Origin of the sequence: Sulfitobacter litoralis (assembly GCF_900103185.1) — a bacterium.
In the GTDB taxonomy this organism is placed as follows: domain Bacteria; phylum Pseudomonadota; class Alphaproteobacteria; order Rhodobacterales; family Rhodobacteraceae; genus Sulfitobacter; species Sulfitobacter litoralis.
Genome location: NZ_FNJD01000029.1, coordinates 1 through 19,438, shown reverse-complemented (window position 1 = coordinate 19,438; position 19,438 = coordinate 1). Strand labels below are relative to the sequence as shown.

Sequence of the window (19,438 nt, the reverse complement as noted above, 5' to 3'; positions counted from 1 at the left end):
TTATTCTCCAAAATGTTAGGCGACGAAGTAGCCGGTCATCTGGTATCCCACCAGAATGAATCCGGCAGACATCATCACGACGTTTGCGGTGTAGGCATGTTTCCAGAAGCTGGTTGTCTTGCGCCAATAGCCCATGACGATCAGGATCATCGCCAAAGCTATTAATTGACCAATCTCGACGCCGACGTTGAATGCCAGCAGGTTGGGAATCAGACCATTCGGTGCGATGTCATATTCAAGCAGCTTGGTCGCCAAACCCAATCCGTGGAAAAAGCCAAAGATCAGGGTCGCAGCCTTGGTGTCGGGTTGGACCCCAAACCAGCGCTGATAGGCCCCAAGATTGTCGAGCGCTTTGTAGACCACCGACAGTCCAATGATGGCGTCGATGAGATAGGAACTGAAGTTCCAGCCAAAGTAGACGCCAGCCAGCATCGTCGTGGAGTGACCGATGGCGAACAAGCTGACGTAGATGCCGACGTGCTTCATCTTGTAAAGGAAGAAGACGACGCCAAACAGGAACAGCAGATGGTCGTAGCCGGTGACCATATGCTTGGCCCCCAAATACATGAAAGGGATCAGCTTCATGCCGCTGACCTCTTGGATATAGCCCTTATCACCCGCCGTGACGGCATGGGCAAAGGCAGTGGTCGCGAACGCGATCAGCGCCAGCAGGACCAGTGCCATGAGGATCAGGGGTTGCCGCATTGGATGCGACCAAGCCCCCGACCCGTAGGATCGGTTGTGTATCATTGTGATTTTCCGCTTTGTGAAAGTGTAGGATGACAGCGCCCAAAGGGCGCAGCATCACACGCGCGGAGGTCGGTCTAGATCGAACTCCCTGCGATCTGGCATCGCATAGTGGGCTAATGTCCAGGTCGTCCGTGTCGGTAGCGCCATACCCGATGATCCACGAGGTGGCAGGAATGCGGTGTTATGGTCGTGGTCGGCTACATCATGAGCGTGTCCATGATAAGCATCCATCGCACTGACAACTTCATCATGCGCATGGCCGTGTTCTCCGATCTCAGCCTGATGGTCGACAGCAATCGGTGTTAGGTTGGTCAGGTCGTGAGAGATCATACGAGAATTGAACGACAGAATCATGCCCACCGCTAAAGCAATGGTCAGAACAGCTCTCAGAAAATATGTTATCTGCCGCCTCATGCAACTCTTTCCCGCAGGTTTCGGCCCGCTTGTTCTATCCTCCTAGGGGGGATAGTCGTTGTTTATGACAAAACACACCCACCATGCAACCCACCCCGATATCGTCAAGCGGCTGAAACGTGCCAACGGGCATCTTTTGAGTGTAATCGGGATGATTGAGGCAGAGCGCCCCTGCACCGACATCGCCCAACAACTTCATGCTGTTGAAAAGGCCATCACGCAGGCCAAACGCACGTTGATTCAAGACCATATCGACCATTGCCTCGACAACGCCCTGACCGGCTCCAGCGACTCCCCAGTCGCCGCTGAGTTCAAGGCGATCACCAAGTATCTGTGAGGAACAACGCATGCTCTCCGTCCTGACTGACCGCACCTATCGTCATTTGTTCCTCGCGCAAATCGTGGCACTGCTTGGCACAGGGCTGGCCAACTTGTTGCTGTTGGTAGCAAAGACCAAGTTTTGGGTTTGATCGAACTGCGCGACCGCATCCGCCCGGATGCAAAAGGCATCGTTGCGCGACTGCATGCACAAGGTGTCCAGAAAATCGTCATGTTGACTGGCGACAACGAACGCACAGCACGCGCCGTGGCGGCAGTGGTTGGTATTGATGAGGTGCGCGCCGAACTGCTCCCCGAAGACAAGGTACGAGCTATTGAAGAACTGGTTGAAAAATACGATGTCGTTGCGATGATCGGTGACGGTGTGAATGATGCACCAGCCATGGCGCGGGCTCATTTCGCCATTGCCATGGGCGCAGTTGGCTCAGATGCTGCCATCGAAACCGCCGATATCGCGCTTATGACGGACGATATCGGCAAGGTGCCATGGCTCATCGGACATTCGCGCCGGACAATGAACATTATCCATCAGGACATCGGAATATCGCTGGCGACCAAAGCGCTATTCGTTGGGCTTACTGCATTTGGCATGGCCAGTATGTGGGGCGCTATCGCCGCTGATGTTGGTGTCTCATTGCTTGTCGTTGCTAACGCTTTGCGGCTGCTGCGGGCCAAGAAAGACAATGGTAAGCCGAAGGATTATAAAACATTGAGTGAAAAAGAAATGCAAGGTGTGCAGGCAAATGGTCATTGAACTCAAAAAACCAAATTGGAAACCGCAGGAAAAAACAGCGGAGTTGTCCGGGTTTGGTTGAGGACATTGCAGGGCAAGTTAATGCGCGCTAGCGAGCTCAATGAGCATCGCGAGCAAAAGATGAAAAAAGATCGCAGTAGGGAGTCAAATCTTGGCTTTGAGTTGCGAGGCGCAAGACTTCACTCAAGTAGCGTAAATGTGAACGGAAACTAGCCTTTGATTCTGATGGTGAACGACATGCGACAAAAAGCGAATGGACCATCGGTTACGTGTCCTGTAAAGGTCCCATTATGAAGTATTTGTCCGCCATTCGTGTTGCTAAAATTGGGTTGGCCATATTGCTTTCGGCTGCTCTGAATTTCAGCAATGCAAAAGCCGATGCCCATGTGTTTGAGGCAAGTGAAGCGGTCTTTGAAAAAATTATTTTTGCTACCGATACGGGTGATCTTGATTTAGCTACTCAGGATCAAAGATTTAGCGAAAATGGTGAGGCATCCCATGGCTTTGGCGATTGCCATATCCACATCATTGGACTGAAGCAGGCGCAGTTGGCATGCGATCAGGCGTCAGCAGACCGATCGCGACACTGGGCTGACGCCTCTGTGGTCCTTGCCACGCTCCAAGGTTTTTACCGTCCTCCGCGAGGCTGATCTGCCCCATTGCAGAGTGGTATTTTACATATCCCGTGTCGGAACGGGCTTTGTAGAAACTCATAAATATCACAGCAGACCAAACCGTTTGAGGCGAGCCTGTTTCAGGGCTACTTCATTGGTTTGATCATGGCAGACAAAGTTCCAACAGGTGCCCGGACGTGTTTTCGGTGACCTATTCAATTCCTGGAGTACGATTATGAAACTGACAACGATGACCATGGCTGCGCTGACGGTGGGCGTATTTGCCTTGGTCCCGATCACTGGCGCGCCTGGAAATGCGGAAACGCCATTGCCAATGACTGCAGCAGCTGCAGCAGCGCCGCAAGATGACGATCATGCCGATGAGGCCAAAGACGCGCACGGCGACGACGACCACGCAGGTGAAGCCAAAGATGCGCATGGCGATGATGACCACGCAGGTGAAGCTAAAGATGCGCACGGCGATGACGACCACGCAGGTGAAGCCAAGGATGCGCACGGCGATGATGACCACGCCGGTGAAGCTAAAGATGCGCACGGTGATGATGACCACGCAGGTGAAGCCAAGGATGCGCACGGCGATGATGACCACGCCGGTGAAGCTAAAGATGCGCACGGTGATGACGACCACGCAGGTGAAGCCAAAGATGCGCATGGCGATGACGACCACGCAGGTGAAGCCAAGGATGCGCACGGCGATGACGATCATGCAGGCGAAGCCAAGGATGCGCATGGCGATGACGATCATGCAGGCGAAGCTGAAGGCGCACACGGCGATGAAGGCGGTGGCGATGTTGTTAAACTGACCCCCGAAGTCGCGAAAGAGGCCGGAATCCTGCTCGAGCAAGCTGAATTGGGTGCCTTGGGCGAATCCCTTAGTCTGCCAGCAGAAATCCGCTTTGACGCGGACCGGATGGCAAATGTCACGCCCAAAGTGAGTGGAGTCATCGACCGGCTTTTGGTTGGTGAAGGCGACACCGTTGCCTATGGAGATACGCTGGCACTGATCACAAGCCGCGAGCTTGCAGGGTTGAAAGCGAAATGGATGATTTCGAAAACGAACGAAGCCCTTGCGGCACAGTCGTTGACGCGCCTGGAAGGGCTGTGGGCGCAAAAAATCACATCCGAGGTGAATGTCCAAACGGCCCGCGCAGAGCATGAATCGGCAAAGACCGAAAGTGAAGCCGCAGAAACCGAACTGCATGCCGTCGGAATTGATCACGCCGCTCTCGACAAAATAGCCGCTGCTCCGGATGGCAACAATGCCAATGCCTATCTGACTGCACCACTTGCGGGAACAATTGTGCGACGTGCGGCGACACTGGGGGAAACGGTAACAGCCGGGGATTCCAGCGCCAAGGTGCTGTTCACGATTGTCGACGACAGCGTGGTTTGGGCCGATATCGCAGTTTACAAACAGGATATCAGCCGCGTCCGGATTGGCGCTCCGGTTGCCCTTAAATCAGACGCTGGCGATGTTATTGCGCAATCAACGGTGGCTTTTGTCCTACCGGTTATTGATGAAGTGTCGCGCACGGCGACGGCGCGTGTCATCATCGACAACTCTGACAGAACCCTGACCCCCGGCCAGTTTGTGATTGCAGATCTCAGCGTCGGCAATGCCGCGGAGGTTTTGCGCGTGCCACAATCCGCCGTGCAACTGGTAGAGAACCGTCCGTCTGTTTTTGTCCCTGTTGACGGCGGGTTCGCACCGCGCGCCGTCATGGTCGGCACAACCGCTGGCGGCTATGTGGAAATCCGCACCGGGCTGGAGGAAGGCGACCTCTTTGTCTCTGACGGTGCCTTCACACTCAAAGCCCAACTCGAAAAAGACGCCTTTGGCGACGGCCACGGACATTAGGATAGCTGATTATGACTGATTTTATGCACCGCATCGCCGGTGGCTGGCTTTTGGCGGCCATTGCGGCTTTTGCAATGACGCTTGGCGGGCTTTTTGCGTTTCGCGCTTTGCCTGTTGATGCCTTTCCGGATGTGACACCCGCGCTGGTTCAGGTTTTTACCGAAACCGAAGGGCTCGCCCCCGAAGAGGTTGAACGCTATGTGACCTATCCGATCGAAACGGCGATGTCGGGCCTTCCGAAACTGAAAAACATGCGGTCGGTCTCCAACTTCGGGCTGTCGGTGGTGAACATCTATTTTGAGGACGGGACGGATGTCTATTTCGCCCGTCAGGTCGTGGGCGAGCGGCTCGCCGAAGCGCGTGGCAACATCCCAGACGGGTTTGGCGACCCGCAAATGGGTCCGATTTCAACCGGCCTTGGCCTCATCCTGTATTTCCGCCTGGAAGACCAGACCGGCGCACGCAACCTTGTCGAGATGCGCGAAATTCAGGATTGGATCGTCAAGTATCAGTTGCAGACCGTGCCGGGTGTCACCGAAGTTTTGTCCCTTGGTGGCTATGAAAAGCAATATCAGGTCAGGCTCGATCCCGATGCGCTGCTTGCCTATGATCTTCAAATCGCCGATGTGATCAGCGCATTAGAGCGCGGAAACAAAACCGAAGGGGCGCAATTCCTCGAAATCGGATCCGAACAATACACGGTGCGCGGCGTTGGACTTGCCAAGACAATCTCTGATCTCGCAGAGATTGTCGTCAACGTGGAGGACGGGCGCACCGTGCGCGTGCGCGATCTGGGCCACATCATCGTTGGCGGTGGCGTTCGGCAAGGTCTTGCAACCGCCAATGGTGAAGGCGAAGTTGTCGCAGGGTTGGTTCTGAAACTTTATGGCACCAACACATCCGATGTCATCGCGCGGGTCCAGAAGCGCTTTGAGGAAATCAACGCAAGCCTGCCGGATGGTGTACTGGCGGTCCCCTACTATGATCAGGGAACGCTGGTAAACAAGGCCTCCGCAACCGTCACGACGGCGTTGTGGCAGGGGGCTGTGCTCGTAGCGTTGGTGGTGTTTGTCTTCCTGGGCGGATGGCGTCCCAGTCTGGTTGTGGTCCTGTCGATCCCGTTTTCCGTAGGTTTTGCGTTTATCGCAATGTACGTGCTCGGCATCAGCGCCAATCTGATGTCATTAGGGGGGGTCGCCATCGCCATCGGGATGATGGTCGACGGGGCGATTGTCATTTCTGAAAACGTGGATCGCAGCTTTGAGGAAGACGACGGCTCTGAAGAGCCGCGTATGTTGGTTGCACGATCTACCGCCGAGGTAATCGCACCTCTGGTGGCGGCGGTTGCCGTGGTTATCGTTGTTTTCCTGCCGCTTTTCTCGCTGCAAGGGGTTGAGGGCAAAACCTTCCGGCCCTTGGCGGCATCGGCTGCACTGGCCATGACCGGATCGCTGTTCTATGCGGCCCTGATTGCGCCTTCCATGGCCTTTTCGGTGATGCGCCGATCCGGCAAGAAGGCCCCTGACAAGCCGGGGCGGACTGTCGCGATGGTCAGTGGTGCGGCCGGGTTCTTTGTCCGTAACCGTTTTTTCGCCATCGTCCTGTGCGGCATATTTTTGGCGGTGGGCGGTTTTGCAGGATCGCGACTTGGTTCCGAATTTACGCCATCGTTGGAGGAAGGCGATATTCTGATGCGCGTCACCATGGCACCCTCGATTTCGCTTACCGAAGGGACGAAGACGACGACGCTTGTGGAAAAGCGGCTGTTAAAGAATTTTCCTGAAATCAAGTCCATCGTGACCCGTATTGGGCGTGGTGAGGTTGGCGCGCATGCTGACCCGACCAACAGCGCCGAAGCCTTTATCGAGTTGAACCCGGTCGATCAGTGGCGGCCCGGCTTGTCTGCCGAAGGTTTGCGCACGGCGATTTCGGAAGATCTGGAAAGCTTTCCGGGGATTGTGGTGAATATCGGCCAACCCATCGCGATGGCTGTTGATGAATTGCTGACCGGCACACGCGCCGAACTGGCCGTCAAAATCTTTGGACCGGATTCCGAAATTCTGTTGGAGCGATCACAAGTCCTGCAATCACTCCTGCAACAGGTTGAGGGGTCTGCCGAGGTACAGGCCGACCAGATCACCGGTGCGCCGCAACTTGTGGTAACCGTGGATCGGTCAGCCCTTGGTCGCTACGGGCTTGATGTTGAGGACGCGTTGGATGGGCTGCGTGCAGCCGTCGGCGGGGCCGAAGCCGGATCACTGTTCGAGGGCGTGCGACAGTTTCCGATCATGGTGCGTTTTGACGAAGAAAGCCGCGACACACCGGAGGCGATCAGACGCATCGTGCTGGAATCGCCTTCGGGCGCACGGGTGCCGCTGGACACAGTGGCCAATATCGAAACTGTAATCGGTCCACGCCAGATCACACGCGAAGATGGCGAACGCTTCATCACGGTCCAGTCCAACGTGCGCGGTCGCGATATCGGCTCTTTCGTTGCCGAAGCGCAGACGTTGACGGACGCTCAGTTGGATCTACCGCCCGGGTATCGTTTGGTCTGGGGCGGCCAATTCGAGCTTCAGCAACAGGCGAATGCCCGTTTCAAAGTGGTTATTCCGATTACGTTGGGCATCGTTCTGCTGATCCTTCTGGTAACCTTTGGTCGCCTGAAATCAGCGATCCTCATCCTGTTGAATATCCCCCTGGCGCTGACAGGTGGTGCGATGGCGCTCTGGCTGACAGGGTTACCGGTGTCGGTGCCTGCTACCGTCGGGTTTATCGCATTGTTCGGCATCGCGTTGGGCAACGGTATGGTATTGGTCAGTTTCATGGATGATTTTGCGCGCGCCGGTCGCAATCTGGAGGCTTTGGCCATTGAGGCCGCAGGGCTGCGCGCGCGTCCGGTCCTGATGACCGCCATGACGACGGCACTTGGGCTGGCACCATTGCTCTTCGCCACCGGCGTCGGTGCCGAGGTCCAACGCCCGCTTGCCACTGTGGTAACCGGGGGGCTTGTTTCGTCAACCGTGCTGACCCTACTGGTCATGCCCGCCCTGCACCGCTGGTTTGCGCCCAGACAAGGTGGGCATCATTCACTTGTCGAAACGGTCCACGAGCATGGTACGAAGGCAAAATCTGTAAAGAAGGCTTAGGGCATATATGTTCTGATGCGCAGGCAAAGGTGCACGGCTGTTTGGCGGTGCGTGCACCCTTGCGGCCGTACTTTGGGTCAATACAACGCATCTCCGGTCAAAAGATGAGTACTATAGGCTGATGCAGATAGTTTCGCGTTTGGAATATAATTCCAGATACTGGAGGATGACATCGTCGGTGACATTCCCTGACGTGGTCGAAAAGAATCCACGTGCCCAAAATAGCGTTCCCCAGTATCGTTTGCGCAATTCGGGAAACTCAATCTGCACGTGCCGCGATGAGCGCGCCTTGATCTGCTGCATCAAGGTAGAGAACGCCAATTTTAGCTTACGTCGCCCCATCCACGACCAGTCGCAACCATAAGTGCTGACCACGATTGGGCCAAATCTCTTACTGCTGCTGCGAGGGATATGCGTGCTGCGTTTGCAAATCGTTCGGCGTCCAACAGGTCTGGTAAGTTCAGTTCTCCCAGTTCAAAAACTTTGCGGCTCAACTGAAGAGTACGATCCCTTGATCGTTGAGCAGCGCGCAATGCGGCCACCTCTCTTTGTTTTCGTGTAAATTCACTTTGAGTTTTTTGCACATCTTCCACCGCGGCCAACACCTGTGCACGCCATTCCAGTTCGGCGGTCGTGGCTGAAATAATAGCCGCATCTCGCCTAGCGCGTAGCGGACCTTGGTTGAGGATGGGCAATGAAAGTGCTGGACCAAAGGACCATTCTGACGGGTTTGCCGCTGTCACCGAGCCAGATAAAGTGACCGATGGGTACAACTTTGCTTCTGCGACACCTACTCCGGCAACTGCGGCAGCTAGACGGCGTTCAGCGGCCAATACATCTGGACGATTGCGGAGCAGATTAGCGGGGACGCCTGTTGACCCCTTGCTGCGAGGATAAGGTTGTGGTGCGCCTGCAATCATCTGTTTAAGCAGCGGCTGAGCTGGTTCGGCCAACAATGTCGCGATTGCAAAAACCCGGGCTTCGAATGCGGCTTCAAGCGGAGGGAGGTCGGCAATTGCTGTGTCCAGCTGACCTGCTGATCGGGCAAGATCTAATTCTGTCAATGCGCCTTGCTCAACTTGAGCTCTGATCAAGGACTGGGTCCGGCGGAGGCTCGCGATATTCTGTCGTGTTAAAGCCAATGCCTCCTGAAAATACCGCGCGTCAATATAGTTGGAAACAACACCGGAAACCAGAGCAAGCCGGACAGTGCCAGCATCAAACTTGGCTGCTTCTACACCCGCTGCCGCGCGCTGCGCGTCACGGCGAACACCACCAAAAATATCGAGGATGTAATTCGCCCCGAACGTCGCACTTTCAGAGGGATCACCTGATATTGGGTTACCATTGTTTCTTTGCGCCTGTGCATCCAGTCCACCTGAGAATTGGCCAGCGGTACCTGTCTGCCTCAGGTCTGTATTTGCGGCTTTGATACGTTGTAAAGCCGTTGCAATATCGATGTTTTGTGTAAGGCCGCGGTCTACTAGCCGGTTCATTTGCCGGTCATTTAGCCGTTTCCACCATTCATCGCGCGCGACCTCTTCAAGAGCCCCGCCACCGCCAATGAACGACGTTTCTAAAGGTGTCTTAGGTGGCGTATAGTCAGGGCCAACAGCGGTACATGAAACCAATGCCGTGGATGCTAGGATAAAAAGCAGATAGGGACGGTTCATTTGTCATTCCTGTATATTGGATCAGCTTTTGGATTTGCTGGGGATGTGATGGAGATGTTTCACCCAGCACGCTATTATGAGCAGATAAGTAATTGAAAAGTAAAAGCTTGTCTAGAGGTGCTCAGAGCCGTCGAGTTCTAGAAAACTCCAAGATTGCGCCGTGTTTGAGCCACTAAATTTTTTTTATTAGACACACTTTAGGACCTGCACCAGTCGTCATGTCGCGCCATTTGGATAGAGCACAACGCGGGTGTCTAAAGGCACTTGATTGAAAAGTTGAATAATCTGATTGTTAACAAGCCTGGCACACCCGTTGGATACGGCGCGCCCGATAGTGGTTGGATCATTTGTGCCATGAACACGCAAAAAGGTGTCACCGCGACCCGGTTGAAAGAGATACAGGGCCCGCGCTCCCAGAGGGTTGCTCAAACCGCCAGGCATTCCATTGCGAAGTGGGCCATATTTCTGAGGCTCACGACGCAACATGCCAGGAGTCGGGGTCCAACTTGGCCATTCTTTTTTCGCCCCTACGTAGAATTCTCCTGCCTCGTAAAGACCTGGGCGACCGATCCCGACAGTATATCGAATTGCAGTATTATTGGGCTGGGTCCAGAAAAGTGCAAACTGGCCTGGAACTACATGTATTTCGTAGGGAGCAGCGCCCGCTGGTATGGTCACTACTTGAGGCAAAAATTCTGGTGGTAAATCATACTTAGGAAGCACTATGTGAGCTGACACTGGTTGGCAGGCTAAAGTGCCAACAGCCCCAGCGGAAAGGAGGAATTTTCTTCGTTTCATAGGCCGGTGGCTTTCAAAGACTGATGATAAGTGGAACTTGGTACACGAGGGCGTACCTTCATAAGTCAGATAAAGTGCATGAATCAAAACAACTTCACTTGTGTTCCGACTTCGGCCAAAGCGAACAATTCTTTGATATGCTCGTTGTAGAGACCTATGCACCCATTTGAAGATTGCCTTCCGATCTTGCGCGTGTCGCCCGTGCCATGAACACGGTAATATTGCCATGACAGATACAGCGCATGGGTGCCCAATGGGTTATCGGGACCAGGTGGAAAATAGTCTGGCCATTCGGGGTTGCGTATCTTCATTGAAGGGGTGGGGCGCCAGCTTGGCCCCTCAACTTTACGAATGACGTGTGTGTTCCCACGTTTGGTCAGTTCTTCTGTTAACGGAACACTGGAAGGGTAAAGTTTGTAGACGCTTTCATCTTCTGACCAATATTGAACTGCACGGGAGTCGATATCGCAAAGGATTGCTCCGTGCTCTAAGTTGTCAAAATGCTCCCTCCAATTGGAGGTACTGAAGGATGAAATGTTTCGGCGGACTGACGGTGACGAAAATGGCTCGGTCGTTTGCGCGATTGCCGTACCGGTTCCGAGAAATAGTCCACTTGCTGTCGCCCCAAGAAGCGCACTGCGACGTGAAATAGATGTGTCTTTGGTCAGTATCATGATGAAGCCTCTGATCTTGCCTGTTTTAACTATTTTAAGACCTCCACCTGCTAGAGCTTCAATCTCAATAAAATCACAATAACGTGATGTGGAATGCCCTTTGGCAGCCTATCAAGAACTTCAGCGCTTTGCCGCGTGGCTGGAAGGTAATCCTCCTGTTTTTAACGGAACAAGGATGTAGAATCTGCGCGGCCATTTTCAGTTTCATTGCGGGAGTGATGCCACCGATGCTCATGTTCGAACGGTCGTTGTTGTACATCCGGAGCCACTGTGTGGCGAATGCTGGGCCTCTTCAATGCCGTTTTGATGTATTAGTCGACCCATCCGTGGCAGACTGTGCGTTTGTATCGTTCAACGGGTCAAAGCAAAGCTTACAGTATGGCTGCTAGCGGTGTGAAATCATCCATGCCCATAACGCATGGTCTCCTCGTGCTTGTCGCGTGCTCGCTCGAATTCCAGCGTTGAGTGCGATATGTCGAACGCCTCTTCCAAGCGGGTTTTGATATCCTCTTTTATGCGTTCAAGGTCGTCCCAGCGTGCATCCTCGATCACCACATGCGTATCGAGCGCCGCTTGGTGTTCCTGCATTTGCCAGAAATGCGCGTGATGCAGTTCTTCAACGCCGTCGATGTCTTCGATGGCGGTGATCACGGCGTCGGTGTCCATGTCAGGCGGACTGCCCAGCATGAGTGTCCGGATAGGCCCGCCGATCTCGGTGAAAGCGAGCCAAAGTATATAAGCGGCGATACCAATAGTGATTGCCGGATCAACCCAACGGACATCATAGAGCAGGATCAGAACACCGCCAACGATAACGGCGACAGACGCCAGCGCATCACTGAGGTTGTGCAGGAACAAAGCCCGGATATTCACGCTGCCTTTCTGCATCGAATAAGTCAGTATCGCGGTAAGCGTGTCGATAAACAGGGCCACCCCACCCAGAATGACCACCGTCCAGCCTTCAATCGGCACCGGATTGGCAAACCGCATCGCGCCCTCGTAAACCAGATAAAGTCCGATGATGATCAGTGACGTATAGTTAATCAGCGCCGCCACGATTTCGACCCTGCCATATCCAAAGGTCATCTTGGCGTCGGCTGGGCGACGTGCGATTTTGCGTGCACCAAACGCGATAACCAGCGATGCCATATCAGAGAAATTGTGGATAGCATCCGCAATCAGCGCTAGGCTGCCGGAAAGTATCCCCCCGACAATCTGCGCGACCGTCAGAAGGCCGTTCGCCCAAATGGCAATAGCAACGCGGCGGTCCCCTTCCTTGGGTTCCATGTGGACGTGATCATGTGGCATCTGGTTTTCTTTTATCTAAAAATTGGTTCATTTCATCACCTCTTCGAGGCAAAGCACAAGCAGGAAGCTGACACCAGCCGCACTGTCCTGGATAGCACTGACAAGCGTAGGGCCGGGGGGGGGGGCGCACATTGACCGCAACGATAGCCCAAGGTCACAACCGCTGCCGAGATCAGCGTATAGACCCAAGCAGCGGTCATGTTTGATCTCCATGCATGGCTTTATGGTGCTCGCCATGCGCATCCCGCAGGATAGAGATGCCTCCCCATGCAGCAATGGCCGCTACCAGTACCCCAACAACAAGGTCCGGCCAATTGCCGCCCAGCCACCAGACAAGTCCACCCGCGATCAAAATACCGCCGTTCGAGGCAAAATCGTTAACGCTGAAAGTGTTGGCAGCCCGGATATTGACGTCCGGTTCTTTCAGGCGTCCAAGCAGCCAGATACAGGCCAGATTAACTGCAGCGGCGACCAGCGACATTGAGATCATCAGCGTTCCCAAAGGTTCGGAACCGCCGATATAGCGCCTCCAAGCGTCAATCAAAATGCCGACAGCAAAGATCAAAAGCAAACCCCCTGAGACGTTTGCGGCCCCACGCTTCCATTTGGATGAACGGGACAAGGCCAGCAAACTGATGCCATAGACCATGCTGTCAGACGTATTATCAAGTCCGTTAGCGATCAGAGAGTTGGAATCACCAATAGCACCAGTCGCAAAGAATCCCACAGCGATTGCAATATTGAGGCCAAGAACGGTCCAGAGCGTGCGGTGCTCTTTCTCATTCGATAAATCGAGTGTCTGTTCTGACATATCCTTAGAATCTTTCAGTTTTTCTCGTTTTCATATAGCAGTCGACGGCGAGGCACTATGCTCCAATTTCATCATGATTGGTTAAACATTCTGAGTGGTCACGCAGCACTTCAAGAACCTTGCATTCTGCAACGCTTTCGCCATCGCACTCAGCAACCATACGTTTCAGCTCTTTCTTGAGGGCCTGAAGACGCTTAATCCGCTGCTCGACTTGGCGAAGTTGCCGCCGCGCGATAGAGTCCGCATCTACGCAGGATTGAGATGGATTGTCGGACAGATCCAGAAGCTCGCGGATAGAGTCGAGCGAAAAGCCCAGTTGACGCGAGTGTCGAATAAAAGCGAGCCGGTCGAGATCCTTCTCATAATATCGCCGTTGCCCACCTGACGTCCGCCCGGCCTCGTTCATCAATCCAATCTGTTCGTAGTAGCGGATCGTCTGAACCTTGGTCCCAGTCTTCCGCGAGAGTGTTCCAATTGCCAGCATATGCGTTCCTTTAATCTAAAGTGACTGTAGCTTATCAAAGATCTAACTTCCTTGAAAAGACCGAGGTTTCACAAAGTCGTGACATGATATCGTATCAAGTATCTTTTTGCTTGAACCTCTACCGACTATAGCTTGTATCCCACCCGAGAGGTGATTTTTTTAAAGGGCGAAACTGGCAATGAAAAAGGTGCGAATAACTCTCTGGTCCATAGTAGCCGTCGCCATCGCTGGCGGGTTTTGGGTATCAGAGCGTGGCCAGATCCCGATTGCCGCTGCTCGAGTGTCTGTCGCAGAGAGTTTATTAGCGGATTTCGAGTTAACTGACCACAATGGAATGATGCAGGTTGACGAAGATTTTCGCGGTCGATGGATACTCATCTTCTTCGGATTGTCCAACTCACCAGACGACTGCCCGATGAGTTTGGCAACAATCGCACAGGTAATGGGCGATCTGGGCGCAAAAGGTGAAGCCGTGCAGCCTCTTTTCACCACAGTCGACCCGGAACGGGACATGCTCAATGTTCTGGCCAGCTATATCCCCCAATTCGGCCCCAACATCCTCGGGCTAAGTGGCCCGCAGGAACAGATCCAACATACTGCTAAAGCTATCAAAATTTGTTATCAGCGCACCGAGGATGAAGCTGCACCCGATGGTTACACCATGCGCCATACTTCGTCCTTTCTATTGTTGGATCCGCAATGCGAATTCGTCCGAATATCTTCGGTTTTCGGAAGGCGCAAACATCCAATTTACGGCAACGTTCGAATGCACACTGGTGTCGATTACGCAGCCGTTAAAGGGACGCCAATCAGCGCGACCGCACCGGGCAGGGTTTCCTTTATTGGATGGCAGAAAGGATATGGCCAAGTGGTGGAGATATCTCACGGCTCCAACACGATGACCCGGTATGCCCATTTGAGCGCCGTACCCAATGGACTGAAAACCGGAAACCACGTACTTGCCGGAGAAGTCATTGGTCAGGTAGGCGAGACAGGTACTGCGACAGCCCCCAACCTGCACTACGAAGTACGGATAGACGGCCGGCCGATCAACCCGCTTGGAAAGGAACTGATCGCCTCGGTAGAAAATCCTGATACCGCGGGTGCGTCAGCGCTCCTTGAGAAAACACGCGCGCTGTTTACAGCGACGCTTAGCGACGAAATATGAACAATCGAGTAGGATAACGCATGTTCCCCAAAATTGAACTGATCTTTGGCGCCGTGCTGCTGGCGACCGTGTCAACGGCCGCCGCTGCCCAGACGGCCATTCAAGTCGCCAAGACGCGCGGCTGCGGATGCTGTGTGGCTTGGATGGACAGACTTTCAGACGCTGGTTTCTTACCCGAGGGCGAAAATATTGGGGGAGCACTGATCCGTTTGAAAATGGATCGGGGTATCCCTGTTTCAATGTATTCATGCCACACCGCAACGGTCGAGGGCTACACGATAGAAGGGCATGTGCCACCTGCCGACATTAGGCGGCTTCTTGAGGACCGCCCGGATGCAGTCGGTCTTGCGGTGCCCGGTATGCCAATCGGCTCACCCGGCATGGATTTTGGGGAAACTTCCGACGCCTACGATGTCTTTCTGGTGAAAAAGGACGGTAGCACCGAGATATTCTCTTCCTATCCGGCAAATTGAACATGGAGGCGCTCACGACCCTATCTCCTATCGCCTTGGGCTTTTATGGAAGCCTTGCAGCTGGTCTTATGACGTCCGTCGGTGCCGTTCCGGTTCTCTTTGGCAGCACTCCCTCGCGAAAATGGCGCGACATCTCTCTTGGCTTTGCCGCAAGGGTGATGCTGGCGGCTTCGTTCTTCTCGTTGATCATTCCAGCGCTCGATGTTGCTGAAATTCGATACGGGGATGGGGCGATCCCGGCATTGATCGTCTGCGTTGCGATCCTGCTTGGGATGGGGGCAGTTGCCATTATGAACGAAGTGATCCCGCATGAGCACTTCAGTTCAGGGCGCGAAGGTCCTGAGGCCGCATCTGGGGTCACTACATAAAAGTGTCATTTTTGTCCGGGCCGTGCGAACGAACGGAGAACTTATGCGGCGTCCTGTATCTCGTGTTTCCGAAGTGGCCTGAGGCGATCTGAGCTGAGTGGTGGGTTCATGTTCCACAGGTAGTCCCCGGTCAATCCTACATGGGCCCAGCCAAGTGGTGCGATATGTTTGGTAATTTCGTTTGGGATGGCTACTCCGTTTTTCCTCAGATCAGTGATTGAGGCTTCCAGGTATTTGGTGTTCCACAGGATGATGGCGGCAACCAGGAAGTTGAGGCCCGACGCTTTGTGGATCTGATGCTCATAGCTGCGATCGCGCATTTCACCGAGTTGGTTGAAGAAGACCCCGCGCGCGAGGGCGTTTCGGGCTTCTCCTCTGGCTAGACTTGCGCTGGTTCTTTTTCGCAACTCAAGGCTGCGCATCCATTCCAGGGAAAAGAGGGTCCGCTCCAATCGCCCCAGTTCGCGCAAGGCAATTGCGAGTCCGTTTTGCCGGGGATATGCGGACAGGCTTTTAAGGATCGCAGAAGCAGTGGTAGTCCCGGCCTTGATGGAGGTCGCCAGCCTGAGGATTTCAGGCCAGTTGTCGACAATGTGACCTGCTTTGATGGTGCCGCCGATGAAGGGTGTCATGATGGCCGGGGGCTTCATTCCGGGCAGGAGATACAATTTGCGATCCTTGAAGTTTCGCAAGCGTGGCGCGAAGCGGAACCCCAGGAGATAGCACAGGGCAAAGACATGATCCGTCGCGCCGCCAGTGTCCACGTGATGCTCTTCGATTGCGACGCCTGATTGGTGGCGAAGCAGACCATCCAAAACGAAAGGCGCTTCGCTTTCGGTGGCGGTGATGACCGTCGAGTGGAACGGACTGAACTGATCTGAGATGTGGGTGTAAAATTTGAGACCTGGGGTGCGTCCGTACTTTGCGTTGATATCTGCAGAGGCCTCACCGCGGCCACCGGCCCGGAAGAACTGCCCATCTGAGGATGATGTCACGCCGTCCCCCCAGAGTTTGGCCAGAGGGAGCTCGCGTTGCATGTCGATCAGACAAGCCAAAGCGTCAGAATAGGTCTCCTCGCGCAAATGCCAATCATGAGCCCACGCGATTTGCCGGGCAGACAGATTGTGGGTTGCCGCGGCCATGCGGGATACACTCAGATTGACCCCATCGGCAAGGACAGCGGCAAACAGCGCCTTTTGATCTGTCGCCGGTTTGCCCGAGCGATAATGGGTGAAGCACTCCGCAAATCCGGTCCAGGCGTTCACTTCTGTCAGCAGGTCGGGGATCTTGATTTGTGGCAATTGCCCATAAGCCAGTCGGCTCATGGCCGTGGCGGCGTCGGGTGTTTCATCTTTGACCGGGGTGATGCTCAGGGTGCCACCCTGAATGGCGGCATCCGGCAGCGTCCCCGCTTCGGCACGGGCCGCGACAATGGCCATGGCCTCCTCGATCTGCTGTTGCCGTTCTGAAAGATAGGTTTCTGCATCCGCCGCGGCGGCGATCGGCAACGACTCCTCGGTACGCAAGATCTCGAAGGTGGCTTTGGGGATGAGCCGATCGTCGAAGTTGCGTCGCTGCCGGCTTCCTGCGACCCAGACATCCCCTGCCCGAAGACGATCACGCAATTCGAAGTAGACGCAGAGCTCGTATGCGCGCCGGTTGACCTCCCCGGGCGCCGGAAAGACAAATGGGCGCCAAACCTTCCGGATGAACCCGGTTGGCGGGTTGTCGGGCAGGCTGCGCTTGTTCGCCTCATACATAACGCGCAAAAGATCTATCGCGCGCAGAAGGCTGGCAGCGCTGGCCGCACCTTTGAAGCTAAAACCCCTTAATATCATGGGCGCAAACTGGCGGGCGGTCTGATATTTTCCGATGAGTTCAGTATATTTGTCGGGCTTTCCGTCTCCGAGGGCGGTTTCAATTGCGGATGTCGCACTCTCGATCTCGTCCCAATTGGCCGTGTCCAATATTCCGTTGAGATCACCGGTCTGCAGGCGGGCAGTCAGAGCCTCACGGCAAAATGCTTTGAGTGACTGTAAAGGGCGGATGATGTCCATCAGGAGCCTGGACGCTTTGTCGGAACTTTGTTGTTCCGCCTTTCGAAAGCTTCGGCCCAGCAATTTGTCGAACATATCCAGTGCAAGATCGGTAAGCTGTTCTTCCAGCCGCAGGCAGGCGGCCGACAAAACTGCCAGCAACCGAGGCAAGGCCATACGCCGCAGATTTTGCACCGTGATCCGCAAGCCTTCGCCTGCCAATCTGTCGAGCGCTGATGTCGAGATATTCTGACGCAAACTGTTGGGCAGGCCGATCGCCCGAACCACCTTCAGGCGATCCAGAACAGCCTTGATGGATTTGGAGGACGCTGATTTGGGTGCTGCTTTCAGCCAGCTCAGCGTCGACACCTCGCCCGATTCAGGTGGCGCAATCAATGCACGCAGGGCGTCGGGGTGATCCGGATACAGATCTCGGGTCCGAGCGGAAATCCTGACATTTTCCGCGCGCCGGATCGCATGCCTGACAATCAGTTCAACGGTACGGCGCGCCGGGATCAGGATACGTCGCCGCCTCAGTTCTTCAATCAACGAAATTGCCAAAGGCTCGGCCCGCGGGTCTTCTCCGGCAGATGGTGTCAGCCAATGAACAAACTCCCGCACAAGGGGTTTTGTGAACGCCTTGTATCCAAACCGAGCTATAATTTGCGCGATATGTTCGCGTCGTGTCTGCGGGCGCTGATCATAGACCGCGAGATCGGAGGCGCTGGCATCAACCTGATCTGCAAGAAAGGCCAGCATCACGTCGTTGGCCTGTTCTCCAACATTACGAACCCGCCCGGGATGGCGTAGATAAGCCAATGATACGGCATAGCCCAGACGCGCAGCAGCTGTTCGCTTTCTGGCGACAACCTCGATCTCATCCGGGGTGAGCGTGCAATACATCGCGACTTCTCGATCCTTCGAGGGTGGTGCCATCAGCCGAGACCAAAAACTTGCCGTCAATATTTGTCGCCGTGCCATAAAATACCCTCTTTTGTCCCAAGTCCGTGAAACGCTCGTTAGGCGGAACGACCCGTTCCGTCCGCCAATATGGCTTGACAACGGGAAGTCGGACAAGTTGATTTATGGACAGGAAAACGGACAAGGCTATCTTCATGGCTCTGATTGGATATGCGCGGATCTCGACCACTGAGCAAAAGCTGGAACCGCAGGTGGATGCGCTCAAAGCTGCGGGCTGCGAAACTGTGTTTGAAGATGTCATCTCCGGCGCCAAAGCCGAACGCCCTGGCCTGAATAATGCCCTGGCCTTTCTGCGCAAGGGCGACACGCTTTTGGTCTGGAAACTCGACCGTCTGGGCCGCTCCATGAAGCACCTGGTGGAAACAGTGACAGACCTCGGCGACCGCGGTGTTGGCTTCAAATCCCTGACCGAAGGCGTGGACACAACAACTACCGGCGGCACTTTGGTGTTCCATCTGTTCGGTGCGCTTGCCGAGTTTGAGCGTGACCTCATTGTCGAGCGCACGCAGGCCGGATTGAAGGCTGCTGCAACGCGCGGCAGAAAAGGAGGGCGCAAGCCTGTCGTCACGCTCAAGAAGCTGGAGCAAGCCAAAGCCCATATCAGCGATGGATTGACCGTCCGAGAGGCCGCAGCGCGCCTCAAAATCAGCAAAACAAGCCTCTACAATGCCCTCAGAGGTCAGAAACCCGACTGAAACCGCGAATGTTCCCGTAAAGTTCGCACGAGCCGGACGATAACGTCACTTTTATGCAGTGACCCCAATT

General features: G+C 54.7%; 17 protein-coding genes and 6 pseudogenes. 11 read left to right on the top strand and 12 right to left on the bottom strand.

Features of this window, described 5'->3' with window-relative positions; genetic code table 11:
- Positions 1–15: 15 nt before the first annotated feature.
- Together BLQ98_RS16590 and BLQ98_RS18390 are read right to left on the bottom strand one after the other, a co-directional pair.
- The gene (locus tag BLQ98_RS16590; RefSeq protein ID WP_009827341.1) at positions 16–705 is read right to left on the bottom strand and encodes a HupE/UreJ family protein; all 690 of its coding nucleotides are present in this window, start codon (positions 703–705) and stop codon (positions 16–18) included.
- 99 nt (positions 706–804) lie between these two features.
- The gene (locus BLQ98_RS18390) at positions 805–1,164 is read right to left on the bottom strand and encodes a hypothetical protein (protein WP_150120098.1); all 360 of its coding nucleotides are present in this window, start codon (positions 1,162–1,164) and stop codon (positions 805–807) included.
- 64 nt (positions 1,165–1,228) lie between these two features.
- Between BLQ98_RS18390 and BLQ98_RS16585 the strand changes: the two genes are divergently transcribed.
- The 4 genes and pseudogenes from BLQ98_RS16585 to BLQ98_RS16575 all read left to right on the top strand — a co-directional run bounded on the left by BLQ98_RS16585 (position 1,229) and on the right by BLQ98_RS16575 (position 2,907).
- Positions 1,229–1,501: a metal-sensing transcriptional repressor gene (locus BLQ98_RS16585; protein ID WP_009827343.1), complete on the top strand. Its 273-nt coding sequence runs from the start codon at positions 1,229–1,231 to the stop codon at positions 1,499–1,501.
- Between the two features lie 10 nt (positions 1,502–1,511).
- Positions 1,512–1,634 carry a hypothetical protein gene (locus BLQ98_RS18610; protein ID WP_009827344.1) on the top strand — a complete coding sequence of 41 codons (123 nt, stop codon included), beginning with the start codon at positions 1,512–1,514 and terminating at the stop codon, positions 1,632–1,634.
- A pseudogene (locus BLQ98_RS16580) lies at positions 1,592–2,257 on the top strand (HAD-IC family P-type ATPase); the annotation flags it as partial. The gene BLQ98_RS18610 and the pseudogene BLQ98_RS16580, both read left to right, overlap by 43 nt.
- A gap of 290 nt (positions 2,258–2,547) precedes the next feature.
- A complete protein-coding gene (locus BLQ98_RS16575) occupies positions 2,548–2,907 on the top strand; it encodes a hypothetical protein (protein WP_009827346.1) in 360 nt (119 codons plus the stop codon).
- Between the two features lie 175 nt (positions 2,908–3,082).
- Here BLQ98_RS16575 and BLQ98_RS18550 read toward each other — a convergent pair whose 3' ends face one another.
- Positions 3,083–3,736: a hypothetical protein gene (locus BLQ98_RS18550; RefSeq protein WP_244148470.1), complete on the bottom strand. Its 654-nt coding sequence runs from the start codon at positions 3,734–3,736 to the stop codon at positions 3,083–3,085.
- 15 nt (positions 3,737–3,751) lie between these two features.
- On the opposite strand from BLQ98_RS18550, the gene BLQ98_RS16565 reads away from it, so the two are divergent.
- Together BLQ98_RS16565 and BLQ98_RS16560 are read left to right on the top strand one after the other, a co-directional pair.
- Positions 3,752–4,750 carry an efflux RND transporter periplasmic adaptor subunit gene (locus BLQ98_RS16565; RefSeq protein ID WP_244148469.1) on the top strand — a complete coding sequence of 333 codons (999 nt, stop codon included), beginning with the start codon at positions 3,752–3,754 and terminating at the stop codon, positions 4,748–4,750.
- Between the two features lie 11 nt (positions 4,751–4,761).
- Positions 4,762–7,899 carry an efflux RND transporter permease subunit gene (locus tag BLQ98_RS16560; RefSeq protein WP_093734339.1) on the top strand — a complete coding sequence of 1,046 codons (3,138 nt, stop codon included), beginning with the start codon at positions 4,762–4,764 and terminating at the stop codon, positions 7,897–7,899.
- Between the two features lie 111 nt (positions 7,900–8,010).
- On the opposite strand, the pseudogene BLQ98_RS16555 reads toward BLQ98_RS16560, so the two are convergent.
- The 8 genes and pseudogenes from BLQ98_RS16555 to BLQ98_RS16520 all read right to left on the bottom strand — a co-directional run.
- Positions 8,011–8,220: pseudogene (locus BLQ98_RS16555) on the bottom strand (transposase); the annotation flags it as partial.
- Between the two features lie 2 nt (positions 8,221–8,222).
- A complete protein-coding gene (locus tag BLQ98_RS16550) occupies positions 8,223–9,572 on the bottom strand; it encodes an efflux transporter outer membrane subunit (RefSeq protein ID WP_093734338.1) in 1,350 nt (449 codons plus the stop codon).
- Between the two features lie 216 nt (positions 9,573–9,788).
- On the bottom strand, positions 9,789–10,370 hold the full coding sequence (locus tag BLQ98_RS16545) for a L,D-transpeptidase (protein WP_009827352.1): 582 nt from the start codon (positions 10,368–10,370) through the stop codon (positions 9,789–9,791).
- 83 nt (positions 10,371–10,453) lie between these two features.
- Positions 10,454–11,044 (bottom strand): L,D-transpeptidase, encoded by a 591-nt coding sequence (locus BLQ98_RS16540; RefSeq protein ID WP_114865786.1) that lies wholly within the window; start codon positions 11,042–11,044, stop codon positions 10,454–10,456.
- A 187-nt stretch (positions 11,045–11,231) separates the two neighbouring features.
- Positions 11,232–11,400: pseudogene (locus tag BLQ98_RS18690) on the bottom strand (integrase core domain-containing protein); the annotation flags it as partial.
- Between the two features lie 43 nt (positions 11,401–11,443).
- Positions 11,444–12,352 (bottom strand): cation diffusion facilitator family transporter, encoded by a 909-nt coding sequence (locus BLQ98_RS16530; protein ID WP_037955040.1) that lies wholly within the window; start codon positions 12,350–12,352, stop codon positions 11,444–11,446.
- Between the two features lie 196 nt (positions 12,353–12,548).
- Entirely contained in the window at positions 12,549–13,163 is a 615-nt protein-coding gene (locus BLQ98_RS16525; RefSeq protein WP_009827356.1) for a cation efflux transmembrane domain-containing protein, read from the bottom strand.
- 55 nt (positions 13,164–13,218) lie between these two features.
- Positions 13,219–13,647, bottom strand: coding sequence for a MerR family transcriptional regulator (locus tag BLQ98_RS16520; protein WP_009827357.1), 429 nt, complete (start codon positions 13,645–13,647; stop codon positions 13,219–13,221).
- 178 nt (positions 13,648–13,825) lie between these two features.
- Here BLQ98_RS16520 and BLQ98_RS18605 point away from each other — a divergent pair.
- From BLQ98_RS18605 to BLQ98_RS16505, 4 genes and pseudogenes are all read left to right on the top strand, one after another.
- Positions 13,826–14,293 (top strand): annotated as a pseudogene (locus tag BLQ98_RS18605) (SCO family protein); the annotation flags it as partial.
- 57 nt (positions 14,294–14,350) lie between these two features.
- Positions 14,351–14,815 (top strand): annotated as a pseudogene (locus tag BLQ98_RS18540) (M23 family metallopeptidase); the annotation flags it as partial.
- 20 nt (positions 14,816–14,835) lie between these two features.
- Complete coding sequence (locus BLQ98_RS16510; RefSeq protein WP_009827359.1) at positions 14,836–15,288, top strand: DUF411 domain-containing protein; 453 nt, start codon at positions 14,836–14,838, stop codon at positions 15,286–15,288.
- A gap of 2 nt (positions 15,289–15,290) precedes the next feature.
- Positions 15,291–15,641 (top strand): annotated as a pseudogene (locus tag BLQ98_RS16505) (ZIP family metal transporter); the annotation flags it as partial.
- 56 nt (positions 15,642–15,697) lie between these two features.
- Here the strand turns inward: BLQ98_RS16505 and BLQ98_RS16500 are convergent.
- On the bottom strand, positions 15,698–18,673 hold the full coding sequence (locus tag BLQ98_RS16500; protein WP_037955028.1) for a Tn3 family transposase: 2,976 nt from the start codon (positions 18,671–18,673) through the stop codon (positions 15,698–15,700).
- A gap of 104 nt (positions 18,674–18,777) precedes the next feature.
- On the opposite strand from BLQ98_RS16500, the gene BLQ98_RS16495 reads away from it, so the two are divergent.
- A complete protein-coding gene (locus tag BLQ98_RS16495; RefSeq protein WP_009827332.1) occupies positions 18,778–19,368 on the top strand; it encodes a recombinase family protein in 591 nt (196 codons plus the stop codon).
- Positions 19,369–19,438: the final 70 nt, after the last annotated feature.

Bases quoted from the DNA above. Each gene is read 5' to 3' on its own strand.
- BLQ98_RS16510 (WP_009827359.1), top strand. From the start codon at position 14,836: ATGTTCCCCAAAATTGAACTGATCTTTGGCGCCGTGCTGCTGGCGACC.
- BLQ98_RS16530 (WP_037955040.1), bottom strand. From the start codon at position 12,352: ATGCCACATGATCACGTCCACATGGAACCCAAGGAAGGGGACCGCCGC.
- BLQ98_RS16590 (WP_009827341.1), bottom strand. From the start codon at position 705: ATGCGGCAACCCCTGATCCTCATGGCACTGGTCCTGCTGGCGCTGATC.
- BLQ98_RS16560 (WP_093734339.1), top strand. From the start codon at position 4,762: ATGACTGATTTTATGCACCGCATCGCCGGTGGCTGGCTTTTGGCGGCC.
- BLQ98_RS16585 (WP_009827343.1), top strand. From the start codon at position 1,229: ATGACAAAACACACCCACCATGCAACCCACCCCGATATCGTCAAGCGG.
- BLQ98_RS16540 (WP_114865786.1), bottom strand. From the start codon at position 11,044: ATGATACTGACCAAAGACACATCTATTTCACGTCGCAGTGCGCTTCTT.
- BLQ98_RS16500 (WP_037955028.1), bottom strand. From the start codon at position 18,673: ATGGCACGGCGACAAATATTGACGGCAAGTTTTTGGTCTCGGCTGATG.
- BLQ98_RS16550 (WP_093734338.1), bottom strand. From the start codon at position 9,572: ATGAACCGTCCCTATCTGCTTTTTATCCTAGCATCCACGGCATTGGTT.
- BLQ98_RS16525 (WP_009827356.1), bottom strand. From the start codon at position 13,163: ATGTCAGAACAGACACTCGATTTATCGAATGAGAAAGAGCACCGCACG.
- BLQ98_RS18390 (WP_150120098.1), bottom strand. From the start codon at position 1,164: ATGAGGCGGCAGATAACATATTTTCTGAGAGCTGTTCTGACCATTGCT.
- BLQ98_RS16545 (WP_009827352.1), bottom strand. From the start codon at position 10,370: ATGAAACGAAGAAAATTCCTCCTTTCCGCTGGGGCTGTTGGCACTTTA.
- BLQ98_RS18610 (WP_009827344.1), top strand. From the start codon at position 1,512: ATGCTCTCCGTCCTGACTGACCGCACCTATCGTCATTTGTTCCTCGCG.
- BLQ98_RS16520 (WP_009827357.1), bottom strand. From the start codon at position 13,647: ATGCTGGCAATTGGAACACTCTCGCGGAAGACTGGGACCAAGGTTCAG.
- BLQ98_RS16575 (WP_009827346.1), top strand. From the start codon at position 2,548: ATGAAGTATTTGTCCGCCATTCGTGTTGCTAAAATTGGGTTGGCCATA.
- BLQ98_RS16495 (WP_009827332.1), top strand. From the start codon at position 18,778: ATGGACAGGAAAACGGACAAGGCTATCTTCATGGCTCTGATTGGATAT.